The 12849-nt window shown below is 41.5% G+C and carries 12 protein-coding genes; 5 read left to right on the top strand and 7 right to left on the bottom strand.

Going from position 1 to position 12849, the window contains the following annotated elements; genetic code table 11:
* Positions 1-13: 13 nt before the first annotated feature.
* The 3 genes from C7Y70_RS16410 (at position 14) to C7Y70_RS16400 (ending at position 2867) form a co-directional block, all read left to right on the top strand.
* Positions 14-787, top strand: a complete 774-nt coding sequence (locus tag C7Y70_RS16410; RefSeq protein ID WP_167850839.1) for an ATP-binding protein — start codon at positions 14-16, stop codon at positions 785-787.
* 126 nt (positions 788-913) lie between these two features.
* The gene (locus tag C7Y70_RS16405; RefSeq protein WP_135475892.1) at positions 914-1987 is read left to right on the top strand and encodes a hypothetical protein; all 1074 of its coding nucleotides are present in this window, start codon (positions 914-916) and stop codon (positions 1985-1987) included.
* 172 nt (positions 1988-2159) lie between these two features.
* Entirely contained in the window at positions 2160-2867 is a 708-nt protein-coding gene (locus C7Y70_RS16400) for a hypothetical protein (protein WP_135475890.1), read from the top strand.
* Between the two features lie 302 nt (positions 2868-3169).
* Here C7Y70_RS16400 and cysQ read toward each other — a convergent pair whose 3' ends face one another.
* From cysQ to cysG, 6 genes are read right to left on the bottom strand one after another with little or no spacing between them, the layout of a single operon-like run.
* Positions 3170-3940 carry a 3'(2'),5'-bisphosphate nucleotidase CysQ gene (cysQ, locus tag C7Y70_RS16395; protein WP_135475888.1) on the bottom strand — a complete coding sequence of 257 codons (771 nt, stop codon included), beginning with the start codon at positions 3938-3940 and terminating at the stop codon, positions 3170-3172.
* Between the two features lie 3 nt (positions 3941-3943).
* Positions 3944-4543 (bottom strand): adenylyl-sulfate kinase, encoded by a 600-nt coding sequence (cysC, locus tag C7Y70_RS16390; RefSeq protein ID WP_135475886.1) that lies wholly within the window; start codon positions 4541-4543, stop codon positions 3944-3946.
* A gap of 36 nt (positions 4544-4579) precedes the next feature.
* On the bottom strand, positions 4580-6304 hold the full coding sequence (locus C7Y70_RS16385) for an SLC13 family permease (RefSeq protein WP_099295616.1): 1725 nt from the start codon (positions 6302-6304) through the stop codon (positions 4580-4582).
* A 30-nt stretch (positions 6305-6334) separates the two neighbouring features.
* Positions 6335-7762 carry a sulfate adenylyltransferase subunit CysN gene (cysN, locus tag C7Y70_RS16380; RefSeq protein WP_135475884.1) on the bottom strand — a complete coding sequence of 476 codons (1428 nt, stop codon included), beginning with the start codon at positions 7760-7762 and terminating at the stop codon, positions 6335-6337.
* Complete coding sequence (gene cysD / locus C7Y70_RS16375) at positions 7762-8661, bottom strand: sulfate adenylyltransferase subunit CysD (protein ID WP_099295618.1); 900 nt, start codon at positions 8659-8661, stop codon at positions 7762-7764. Before cysD ends, cysN begins: the two co-directional genes overlap by 1 nt.
* 59 nt (positions 8662-8720) lie before the next feature.
* Positions 8721-10142 carry a siroheme synthase CysG gene (cysG, locus tag C7Y70_RS16370; protein WP_135475882.1) on the bottom strand — a complete coding sequence of 474 codons (1422 nt, stop codon included), beginning with the start codon at positions 10140-10142 and terminating at the stop codon, positions 8721-8723.
* A gap of 276 nt (positions 10143-10418) precedes the next feature.
* On the opposite strand from cysG, the gene deoC reads away from it, so the two are divergent.
* Together deoC and C7Y70_RS16360 are read left to right on the top strand one after the other, a co-directional pair.
* On the top strand, positions 10419-11165 hold the full coding sequence (deoC, locus tag C7Y70_RS16365; RefSeq protein WP_135475880.1) for a deoxyribose-phosphate aldolase: 747 nt from the start codon (positions 10419-10421) through the stop codon (positions 11163-11165).
* Positions 11155-11655 carry a hypothetical protein gene (locus C7Y70_RS16360; RefSeq protein ID WP_135475878.1) on the top strand — a complete coding sequence of 167 codons (501 nt, stop codon included), beginning with the start codon at positions 11155-11157 and terminating at the stop codon, positions 11653-11655. The genes deoC and C7Y70_RS16360 overlap by 11 nt, the downstream gene beginning before the upstream one ends.
* A 36-nt stretch (positions 11656-11691) precedes the next feature.
* Here C7Y70_RS16360 and C7Y70_RS16355 read toward each other — a convergent pair whose 3' ends face one another.
* Positions 11692-12819 (bottom strand): CsgG/HfaB family protein, encoded by a 1128-nt coding sequence (locus tag C7Y70_RS16355; RefSeq protein ID WP_135475876.1) that lies wholly within the window; start codon positions 12817-12819, stop codon positions 11692-11694.
* Between the last annotated feature and the right edge of the window lie 30 nt (positions 12820-12849).

The raw sequence follows: 12849 nt of genomic DNA, 5'->3' as shown, positions 1-12849 counted from the left end.
ATCCAACAAAGAATTGATAGCCGAATCAAAACAAAAAGAAGAGTTTAAGCTTGAGAGTTTAGACTATTTGCAGCAATGGTTTAAAGACGACTCCATTATTAAACAAACAGAGAAATTAGAGCCTGATTTGCAGGTTTACGCAAAGCGCATTACAGAGAGACTGCGCAATGGTGGTGATAAATATGAAGAATATATGGCGCAGCATATTGCCCTGTGTGGTCCATTTGGATGTGGTAAAAGTAGCATTGTCGCTGCAATAGCAAATGAGCTTAAAAAATCTAAAAAGGTTGAAGCTGAATTGTCAGATGAAGAAAAGCTAAAGGTAGAACGACAAAACAAGATTAATTGGATACACAGCGACATATCAACATGGGGCGCAGCAAGTGGCAGTGTGGCTCATGTTGTACTTAGCCATATTATCGATGATATCAGCCAGCACTTAGATATGTGCGCCTTTCGTGCGCTACCTAAACATTATACTGAAGCCCTAAAATCAGGCGGCAGCTTTTTTCAATTTGCATCCACACTATTGGCAGGCCCCGTTGATATCGAGCAAAGCTTTCAAAAGCTTAATGATGTTCTTGAAGCAACCAACCACAAATTACTGATCACCTTACAAGATGTCGATCGCGGCACAGGCGATGAAAATGAAAAACGCCTAAATGATATCGCAGCGCTTTTAGATAGATTGAAAGATAGAAAACTAACTCATATTAACTTTATCGTCGCAATGGGCAATGAGAATGATATTGCTGCAGAAGTGATATCAAAAGCAACGGATTTTTGAGAGGATATTCATAAGCAAAATGTTGTAGCGGTATTACGAAAGTTCACTGAATTAAGCATTAATCATGCGATAGAGGAAGGCTACTTTGTTATTTATGAGAGGGAAATTTTAACCGCTGATAAATTAATGCGCATTTTGCGTGGGGGACGTGATTGGCACTTTTTAGAGCAAAAATTAATTGAAGTGGAAAACCAAATCTATTCAATTCGACAACTTAAAAAGATTCTTCGCAGAGTTAATCAGATTTGGCAAAAAGATAGGTTAATGGGAGAAATTAATTTTATTATCTTATTGATGGTTATTACTTTACGAGAAGTTAATCTCAAATCATTTGAGTTATACACAAAGTTAGAACCTTACAATATTAAAGCTCTGAGATCACATCATGAGTATGATCTAAAGCCATTTATTTTAGAGTGTTCAAGTGTAGGAAAAGAAGATGACAATCTAACTCGTTTTTTTATCGAAATGCTTGATATAACAGCTGATAGAGTTCTTAATCCAGCGAAAAATCATGTACTAGATAACCCAGATGCTAAGTGGCAGCAAGATGGAAGTTTCAAAAATCAGGGTGTTGGATTTAATAATGGTTACACGGATTATTTAGTAAGAGTTTTAGCTGAGCGCATACCGCAAGAGCAGGTATCAGATCAAAATGCCATTGCAAATGTAATTGAACTTTATGAATTAAAGCTAAATGATACAAAAGGCATACTTTTATTTATAAACCGTTATCTTGGCTTTAGCGATAAAGAAGTTATAAATTTTGAAAGGTTCTTTGGTGTAGTCGATGATAAGTTTAGCGCTATAGAAAGTATTGGTAAAAGTATTATGAAACGGCCTCCTTTGGCTGATTATGAAGTTAATTATGATGTAGAAGAGGTACTTAAAGGATTGCTGGCAGAAAGTTTAACAATACATAATTTACAATATTTATTTAGTAGCCTTTTGGATAAAGGGTTATTAGGTGCTAATAATGAAAGCTCGAAGCGAGTAGATTTTTTATATGACTTTTTAACTTTTCTAGGAGTTACTTCAGGGAAACATACGTCTTTAGCCCTAGTTCAATACAGGAAGCAGTTAGGTTTTTGGCTAACCCTTCTAACAAGTCGGCCTATTGTTTGTTTTATTTATTGTTGTTATCACATAGGGTGTCAATGTATGACGAGCTTACAAATGATGAAATTCTATAAAAGTTAAATAAAATTAAATTTGGAAGTCAAACATTGGATAAAATTTTAATCAGGCCATTAGATAAACTGCCAACTATTGATACTAGCAACCTGACAGAGTTTAAGAATGTAAGCCATTTAAACCTAGAAACCAAACAGCTCTCCGGGAGAGATTTTTAGCCGGTTGATATGGGGGATTTATGAGGATACAAACTACTTGCCCGCAGTGTATAAGTGAAGCTGGCATTCATACCGCTTTTATAATGCAGCCACAGCAGTTAATTGATGATGGTATTCATAAAGTTGTTTGCGATAAAGGACATAAGTATACAGTTGAATTAAGAGCTCAAAAGTTTGAAATGCTTTTTGATATAGCTGTTAATGCAATTGGTGATGGATATATGAGAGAAGCCGTTGCTTCATTTGCAGCATCACTCGAGCGCTTCTATGAATTCTTTATTAAATATCATATTCATTCATTAGGAATTGATGAAAGTATTTTACTCAATACATGGAAGGAAGTTTCTAATCAATCAGAAAGACAACTAGGTGCTTTCACTTTTTTATTTTTAGCAAAATATAATGAGAAGGCCCAAACACTTGATAGTAATGCTGTTGGTTTTAGAAACAGGGTGATTCATAAAGGGTATATACCTTCAGAAGCTGAAGCTATAGATTTTGGTAATAAAGTTTATAGTGTCATTAAAGGTATAGCTCAAAAATTGGAATTAAGTGAAGGGAAAAGGTTAGATAGTTACTATAGCTCTACTCTTCCTTGTTCAAGCGGAACTAAGTTTTTATTGACGCAACAATCAAACGCAATTTCGATGGGTCATAAAATAAATGGAACCAGCTTTAGAGATTATAAAAGCATTTTGAAACAATTTAGAATAGATGATGTTCGATGAACCTTTACAGAAATTCGAAGCTGTGTCTGTTACTTCCTCTGTGTAGCGCGCAGCGCCTCGGTGTGCTCTGTGGTGAAATTGGTTTTTTCAAATAGAATGCAGGCAGATTTCGTGGCTCAAGCCATCTCCTAAGAGGATTTGTACTTACGCTTTTATGTCTTGTAGGTCAGGCTTTAGCCTGAAAAGTGTGACGGGATAAATCCCGACCTACAAAAGAATACGTTAAACCTTTCTGCAGCACTAAGCTCTAGAACGCTGGGTTTCGCTTCGCTCTACCCAGCCTACCTTACAGATGATAGCTTTTACTCTTCTATCGCGCTCACAATGAAATAGGGGTTTAGGTATTCATCTTTTGTATTGTAAAGAAGCGGGCTGCCGTCAAGTTTAGTGACTTTTGCGCCAGCTATTTCGGCGATTGCGTGGCCTGCACCTGTGTCCCATTCGCAGGTTGGGCCTAGGCGTGGGTATATATCAGCGCTGCCTTCGGCAACTAAGCACAATTTTAGTGAACTGCCTTTTGATACCATTTCAACGTCGTCAAAGCGTTTTACAAACTCAGCTAAATCAGGAGAAGGGTGAGAGCGGCTACCAACTACGCGAATTAACCCTTTGTTAGGTTTAGTCGTCACTTTAAGCTCTATGCGTTCATCGCCTTTATCTTTAAATGCACCGATGGCCTCTGCGGCGAGGTAAGAAACGCCAAGAGCAGGGGCATCAACCACGGCTAGCGTGGGTTTACCGTTTTCGATTAGTGCGATGTTTACTGTGAACTCACCGTTCTTTTTAATAAACTCTTTAGTGCCGTCTATTGGGTCAACTAACCAGTAGCGAGTCCAAGTTTGGCGGACATCCCAGCTGATATCAGCACTTTCTTCACTAAGTACTGGCACGTCAGGGGTTAAATGTTTCAAACCATTGGCAATCACTTTATGAGCTGCTAGATCGGCGTCGGTTACTGGGCTTTCATCCGCCTTGTACTCAACATTAAAGTCTTTTTCGTAAATCCCCATAATGGCATTACCGGCTTGGCGGGCGAGGATCAATACTTCTTCTAGCAGTTCCGTTTGGTTCATGACTTAACCTTTAATAATTTGCTGTTGTTTTAGATACGCTATCAGCTCTTGCACCGATCGGTCTAGGGTGTTTTTACTGGTATCTAATATTATTTCAGGTGAATGAGGTATTTGGTAGTCTGAATCAATCCCCGTGAAGTGCTTAATTTCACCCGCGCGGGCTTTTTTATACAAGCCTTTAGGGTCGCGACTTTCACAGACATCCAATGGTGTATCTAAAAACACCTCAATAAACTCACCATTACCCACTAATTCCCTGACCATGTCGCGCTCGGCGCGAAACGGTGAAATAAAGGCAGTGAGTACCAATAGGCCAGCATCCACCATGAGTTTGGCAGTTTCGCCCACGCGGCGGATATTTTCAATGCGGTCTTCGTCGCTAAAGCCTAAGTCTTTACATAAGCCATGGCGTACGTTGTCGCCATCAAGTAAGTAGGTGTGAATACCTTGCTGATTAAGTGCGCTTTCAAGGGCGTTTGCAACGGTGCTTTTACCTGAGCCAGAAAAACCAGTAAACCATAAAATAGCGGGCTTGTGGCTTTTATGTTCACTGCGCTGTGCTTTAGTAATGGCATAATTGTGCCAAACAATATTCTCATCCATTTTAATACTCTCTTATTGAATCTTGAGTAACGCTGGTTAAAACGGGAATACCAGCGGAATTAGGGTTAACACCGTTATTGAATAAATAACAGAAAGCGGTAAACCCATTAATACGTAATCTTTTAAGCGGTAATTACCCGCGCTATAAACCATTAGGTTAGTTTGATAACCAAACGGTGATATAAAGCTGGCCGAGGCACCAAATGCAACCGCCATAATAAATGGTAACGGGTCTACATTAAAACCAATCGCTAAAGCGTAAGCCACTGGAAATGATAAAGCTGCGGCTGCATTGTTTGTAATGAGCTCAGTGAATAACACAGTCATAATAAATATGGCAATAAACGCGCCGTAAGGACCAAAATCACCGAGGACATAAAACATTGCGTCAGATATTTGCCCTGCTAGGCCTGTGCCTATCATAAGCTTGGCAAGGCCAATGGCACTGCCCACTACTGCTAGTAACTCGATAGGGAAACGGCGCTTTACTTCATTAAGTTTAATAGTGCCTGTGAGCATTAAGCCGATTAGCAAGACCAGTAGGCCTTTAACAAGTGGCACGATACCAAAAATGCTTAATCCTAATACGGTGGCAAAACTTGCGAGCACTAAATTTGATTGTTTAGAGGCAAGGTGAGTTTGTAAATCAAGCCCTGAGATATACACAAACTCACGCTTTAAATTAGGCAAGGTATAAAAATCCTTACCTGGAGCAAGAATTAATGAATCGCCGGCTTGTAGCTGCACTTTACCAAGGCCACCTTGAAGGCGGTCATGACCGCGGCGAATAGCAATAACGGCAGCATGAAACTGCTCGCGAAAACGAATTTCTTTGACTGTTTTGCCAATAAACTTAGATGATTGACTTACGACCACTTCAACGAGGTGCTCTACGTCTTTTTCGTGCTTATCATGCACGACTTTTAAGCCATCAAAGCGGGTCAGTAGTGGCACTGATTTAATGTCGCCGACAAACAGTAACACATCGCCAGATTTTATTACTTGCTGCGGGGTTACTGCGCATATACGTCTGTCGCCTCGTAATATTTCGGCTAGGAATAAGTCTTTAAGGTCGCGCAGGCCGTTTTCTTCTACGCTTTTACCAATTAATTTTGAACCAGGTTCTACTTTACCTTCAAGGTAAAATGGCACGACTTCTTGGTCGTTCTTACCGTTGTCGGGTAAGTATTTTAGCATTACTAAAATAGTGATAAGGCCAACACTCAGTGCGCCTAACCCGACTAAAGTAAAGTCGAAAAAGCCCAGCGGTGCCATGCCAGCGTCAACGGCAAAACCATTGACGATTAAATTTGTTGAAGTACCAATTAAAGTGATCGTGCCACCTAAAATAGCGGTGTACGATAATGGTAATAACAGTTTTGACGGGGAATGAGTTGGACTGTCTTTAATTGCGGTAATTAAAGATGCCACTACGGCGGTGTTGTTAGTAAAGGATGATAAAAAGGCTGTTGAAAGGCCAAGCTTGGTCACTGAGCTGGATAAGCTACCCTTCGAAAGTGACTGGGCTAATTTTTGCACTAGCGTGGTTTTTTCAACCGCGATAGACACTAAAACTAATAAAACCAAAGTAATAAGGGAGGGGTTGGCGTAATTTACCAACATGTCTTCAAGCTCAATCAGGCCCGCTAAATAGGCGGTACCAATGGCACCGACAAAAAGCCATGCTGGCTTTAGTCGAGTGCCAAAAAGGCAGCCGACTAAAGTAAGCATAATGCCTGTTAATACTAGCTGTTGATACATGCTTTAAATGTCCTTAACAGGCAAAGTTAGTTATTTAAGCTTAGAAATGTCAAGCGCTTGCCAATGTGGGAAGTGCTTGCGTACTAAAGCGTTAAATTCAACTTCAAAATCACTAAAGTCACCGCTTTGCTCTTGGCTGGCAAGTGCTTGCTCTACCATGCCCGCTGCAACGGTTAAGTTAGATAAACGGTCGATTAAGATAAACGAGCCAGTTTCGTGATTGTTGTGATATTCATCAGCTAAAATTGTTTCTGTCAGCTCAAGCGTTACAATGGCGATTTCATTAAGTTGTAGGCTGTCTGCGCTGCCGTGTTCAAGGGTGTTCACATCAATAGTGTGATCAATCTTCTTAACGATAGCAGAGGTGTTTTTACTGCCTAACTTAAAGTTATAGCTTTTACCTAGTACGAGCGGTGCTTCATGCATCCACACTAACTTTGCTTGTACTTGGTTCGTCACAGCAACAGTAGAATCAGCAGGAACAATTACATCACCACGGCTAATATCAATTTCACTATTAAGCGTAATCGTGATTGCTTGGCCAGCATGTGCTGTGTCTAGGTTACCGTCAAACGTGACAAGTTCTTTAATGCTTGATATTTTACCCGATGGTAATACTTTTACTGCATCGCCAACAGATAACCTACCCGATGTTAATGTACCTTGGAAACCACGGAAGTTTAAGTTAGGGCGCACAACATATTGCACCGGGAAGCGCGCTTCAAAGCCTGTGTCGGTTTCGGCAGCTGGTGAGTCTTCAAGTAACTCAAGTAACGGCTTGTCAGTATAATACGGTGTATGTGCAGAGCGAGTAACCACGTTATCGCCTTTAAGCGCCGACATAGGTACAAACTTAATATCAGAGACGTTAAGTTGCTCAGCAAATTTTAGGTAATCCGCTTTAATGCGCTCATAGACGGTTTCGTCAAAATCAACGATATCCATTTTGTTTATCGCCACAACAAACTGTTTAATACCCAGTGAATCACAAATAAAGCTATGGCGCTTAGTTTGAACTTGCACGCCGTAGCGGGCATCAACAAGAATAATGGCTACATCACTGGTTGATGCACCGGTTACCATGTTGCGGGTGTATTGCTCGTGCCCTGGGGTGTCAGCAATAATAAACTTACGTTTAGCGGTTGAGAAATAACGATACGCTACGTCAATGGTAATGCCTTGCTCACGCTCGGCTTGCAGGCCATCAACCAGTAGGGCTAAATCAAGTTCTTCGCCGGCGTTACCGACTTTTTCGTTATCTTTATGAAGGGCTGCTAGCTGATCTTCATAAATTTGGTGACTGTCGTGTAATAGGCGGCCAATCAGGGTTGATTTACCGTCATCTACGCTGCCACAGGTCAACATACGTAATAGGCTTTTATCTTGTTGGCGAGCAAGGTAGGCGTCGATGCCAATTTCTCTTACTTCGTTAATGGTGTCGTTAGTGTTAGTAGACATTAGAAATAGCCCTCACGTTTTTTCTTCTCCATTGAACCTGCTGAATCATGATCAATGACGCGACCTTCGCGCTCTGATGAAGTCGATAACAGCATTTCTTCGATAATTTCAGTTAATGTGCTTGCCGTTGACTCTACTGCACCCGTAAGTGGGTAACAGCCAAGAGTACGAAAACGCACTGACTTCATTTGCGGTACTTCGCCTTCATTAAGTGGCATACGTTCGTCATCAACCATAATCAAGGTACCATCACGCTCTACAACCGGGCGTTCTTTAGCTAGGTATAGCGGCACCATATCGATGTTTTCTTGGTAAATGTATTGCCAAATATCCAGCTCAGTCCAGTTAGACAGTGGGAATACACGAATGCTTTCACCTGGGTTAACTTGGCTGTTGTAAGTATTCCACAATTCAGGACGCTGATTTTTTGGATCCCAGCGATGGTGTTTGTCACGGAACGAGTACACACGCTCTTTTGCTCGTGATTTTTCTTCATCGCGGCGTGCGCCACCAAAGGCTGCGTCAAAACCGTACTTATCAAGTGCTTGTTTTAAACCTTGGGTTTTCATGATGTCCGTGTGTTTACCAGAACCATGGGTAAATGGACCCACACCCATTGCTAAGCCTTCAGGGTTTTTATGAACGATTAGGTCAAAGCCGTACTCTTTTGACAAGCGGTCACGAAACTCAATCATTTCTTTAAACTTCCAGTCGGTATCAACGTGGAGCAGTGGAAATGGAATTTTACCTGGGTAAAAAGCCTTACGCGCTAAGTGTAAAAGCACCGATGAATCTTTACCGATAGAGTAAAGCATAACTGGGTTCTCAAACTCAGCGGCGACTTCGCGCATGATTTTGATACTTTCAGCTTCTAGTTGCTGAAGGTGAGTTAAAGCCATTGTTAGTCGTCCTACTAAAATGATTAAAGTTAAAAATTAAAAGTGATAAAAATTTGTTCTTATGCCACGTCGGTTAGTGGCTGCGCAAAGCAACTGGTTTGTGCTTTTTCGCCAAACCAATGAAGTTGCTCATGCAAAGAGGCTACCTCACCAATAATCAGTAATGCAGGTGAAATAATGCTATGACTTTCAATTAAGTCGGCTAATTCCCCTAGTTTTCCTGTTACAACGCGTTGGTTTTTACGTGTTCCGTTTTCAATAATTGCGACAGGAGTATCTGCACCACGGCCATGTTTAAGTAGTTGCGCTTGAATATGTGGTGATTTAATTACACCCATGTAAATTGCTAAAGTTTGATTTGGTTTAGCCAGTGATTGCCAATCTAACTCTTGGCCGTCTTTTTTACAGTGGCCGGTAACAAACTGAATAGCCTGTGCATGGTCACGATGCGTTAGCGGAATACCTGCATAGGCACTACAGCCTGCGGCAGCGGTAATGCCCGGCACTATCTGGTAACTTACGTTATTCGCTGCCAGTACTTGTACTTCTTCACCACCACGGCCATAAATAAACGGGTCGCCGCCTTTGATACGGCATACTTTTTTACCTTGTTTGGCAAAGTCGACCAGCATTTGGTTAGTATCTTCTTGCGCTACACTATGATCGCCTAAACGCTTACCAACACACACTAAATCGGCGTCTCGACGAACCAGTTCCATAATTTCATCTGAGACGAGGTAGTCATATACCACTACATCAGCTTGTTGCATTAATTGCAGTGCTTTTAAGGTTAATAATTCTGGGTCGCCTGGGCCTGCACCGATCACATACACTTCGCCTTCAGGCTCTGGCTTGGCATCAAGAAGTTGCTCTAATTGCGCCATAGCTGATTGTGTATCACCACTTTGAACTTTGCTGACCACAGAGGAATCAAACACGCCTTCCCAAAATTGACGGCGATCGGCAAAATGTTTAAAGCGCTGCTTAACTTTGTCTCTAAAGCTTCCCACTAACGTTGCAAGCGGGCCAATATGCTGTGGGATCAGTGTTTCGAGTTTTTCGCGCAGTCGCCTTGCTAAAACAGGCGCTGTGCCAGCGCTTGAAATCGCAATAGTAATGGGATCACGGTCAACAATAGAAGGAAAGATAAACGTGCATTTAGGTTGATCATCTACCACATTTACAAATACATTTTTTGCATTGGCAAGTTCAAATACGGTGTTGTTGACGGCGTCATTATCTGTGGCTGCAATAACCAGCATTTTGCCTTCAAGGTGTGATTCCTCGAAGTAGGCGTCAATAAGCGTTACTTCATTATTTTGTGCATGTTCTTTTAACTCATCACAAAACCAAGGTGCAACTAAGGTAACACTGGCGCGTGCTTTTAAAAATGCACGGCATTTGCGTAATGCAACTTCTCCACCACCCACAACCAGTACAGGTTTATTATCTAGCTTGGTGAAGATAGGTAAATATTGCATTGTAGTAACACCTCTTAACAACTGTCGTAGCATATATGCTTAATAGAAACGCAGAGTATAGCGCGCACAGCGAAGTAAAAAATAATTAAAACCCAGTTCATATAACCAAAAGTTATATAGGGTGTGTTAATTTGGCCTAAGGCTTAGTTAACAAGGGATTGCGGCTACTTTCAAGTAGATTAATCTGCTTATTGTGATTAGTTATGAGATATAGCTAGATTATGATAATTTGCTAATATAGAACACTAATTATGATACGAGTAGGGTGGTTAATTCATGAATGAAAAACATAAAAATGCAGTGCGCACTGTCGCCGTTATGGATTTAACAACGCTTAATGAAACCGATACAACTGACACGATCGAGCAATTAGTGGCAAGCATCCAGCCTTTATTGGGGACGCCAGCGGCAGTGTGCGTGTATAGCGAGTTTGTTGACGATGCAAAAGTGTTTCTGGCACAACGTGAGTTAAACCACATTAAAGTGGCCACGGTAACCAACTTTCCAGCTGGTGATGCTGCATTAAGTGATGTGATTAACGAAACCTTAGTTGCTATTGAGCGTGGCGCTGATGAAATTGACTTGGTGCTGCCCTATAAAGCGTTAGCAGCGGGTGATGATGCGAAAGCGCTTGAGTATGTAACAGCTAGCAAAGCGGTATGCCCTGAGCATGTTCAATTAAAAGTTATCATTGAATCAGGTGAGCTTAAAACTCCAACGTTAATTAAGTTAGCAACAGAAATTGCGATTGCCGGCGGGGCTGACTTTGTAAAAACCAGCACTGGTAAAGTGACTATTAACGCGACACTTGATGCAACAAAAATAATGCTAGAGGCAATTAAAGCCTCAAATAAAGTGGTTGGGTTTAAGGCCGCTGGCGGCGTTAAAACGGTGAGTGAGGCCAGTGATTATTTACACTTAGCGAGTGATATTATGGGGGCTGATTACTTAAACCCGCAAACATTCAGATTCGGCGCTTCGAGTTTATTAAGCCAAGTGTATAACGTACTAAATGAAGCGTGACAGTGAACGCGAAAAAGTAGCCCTTGAGCATGGGGCTGCTAAGTTATTTTTACGCTGTTACGAACAGCAAACCGGTATTCATATGCGCCACATTTGGCATAATGAACCGAATAGACCTGATGTAAGTTGCTATCAAGCAAATGAGCAGCTCGATATAGAAGTAGCGCATTTATACGCCAGCGAAACCGAAGCAATGGCCGTGTTAGGCCGGCCATTGTCGATACAAATGCAATGTGACTTAGCTGATATGGCACAACAGCCCAGTGAACACCGACTGCAATCAGCACTAGGACGATTGCTCAAACAAAAAGCCACTAAGCGCTATTACTCAAAACGCACCTGGTTGCTAATTCGTAACGCCAGCCCCATCTGGAATAGAAGTGACTTTGAAGCAACAATCAAAAAAATAGCTTTTCCAAAAAACCATCAATTTGAACAAATATGGTTACTGTGTGATTTTTACCGCGGTGAGTTATTACGAGTAGATTAAAAGCGGCTAGGGGATAGCCGCTTTTTTTATTTAAATTTAGTCAATTTGAAATATGCTACCTAAGCTTTCAAGTCCTGATTTTTGCGTTTTAGCAATGCACTTTGAATCATCAAGGTGCTTTTTAGTGGCTTCATCGGCAAGCCCTGTCACTGCTAATTGCTTTTCTTGTTGATATTCACGCAAGGCAATAACTGTTTGACGGTCGTATACAACATCTTGCGTTTCAAACTCTTCATAATGTGGCTGATTTCTCAAATAACCTAAACAAACAAGATTCATGCGAGACATCGCTAAATCCATTTTTTCATAATGTGGCATTCTATGATTCGGTACATCAACAACCACCGCAGCTGGTGCTTTTTTGCTGATTGCTTTTGGCGGTGGTGGTGCGGTATAACCTGCTGCAAGCGTGTTATTTTGGTTATAGCGATAGTAGGTATCTGGGACTTTAGTTTCTAAAAACTCCACCGCTTTGATTATTACTTCTCGCAGCGCTTTTTCTTTCGGTGTGTCTGACCAACCACTAAGGCTGCCACCAACTAGTGCGCCACCAAAATTAGTTGCTGCGCTGGTAAAATCGAAATCTTTACTGCCACCTTCAACGCTGGTTGCAGCAAGAATACGTGAAGTGCGCGTATCAATTAAACGTAGATCAATGGCCATATGCGATCCAGAAAAACCAGCTGAAACAGAACTAAACACATCACCAATAAAACCGCCTGATCCCACTCGTGCACCCGAGTTGTCATCATCGAACTCGGTAACCGCTGCAACGACTACAATTTCAGCGCCTTCAATCTGCCCATAAGCTGCACCGGATTGTGCGCTCACTCTGCCAGAGACTGCTAAATCTTGCTCTGAAAGTACAGCATCTAATGCTTGGCGCTCCAATACAATAAAACGGTTAGTACTGACAAGTGCGGTGGTAAGTTGATCTGCCATTCCTTCACCTAACTCTTTACGCCACCATCGTGAGTCATTTGATTTATCAGTAAAGCGTGCAACAGCGATTCGAGCTTTTGGACCATTGTATTGCTGCTTTGATACCTCGTTTATATCTGGTGAGTTTTGCTCTGAGGTTACTTTAGTTGAGGTGCTTTGGCAGCCTGCTAGCCCAGTTATTAATAAAGAACTCAACAGTATCGTTTTTGTGGTTTTTAGCATGCTATTTTCCTTAATATAGTGCGTAGAAGT

The sequence above is a fragment of the Pseudoalteromonas sp. KS88 genome (assembly GCF_004766475.1).
GTDB lineage: Bacteria > Pseudomonadota > Gammaproteobacteria > Enterobacterales > Alteromonadaceae > Pseudoalteromonas.
Note: the sequence above shows the minus strand (reverse complement) of the source record. Positions and strands in the feature narration are given on the sequence as shown.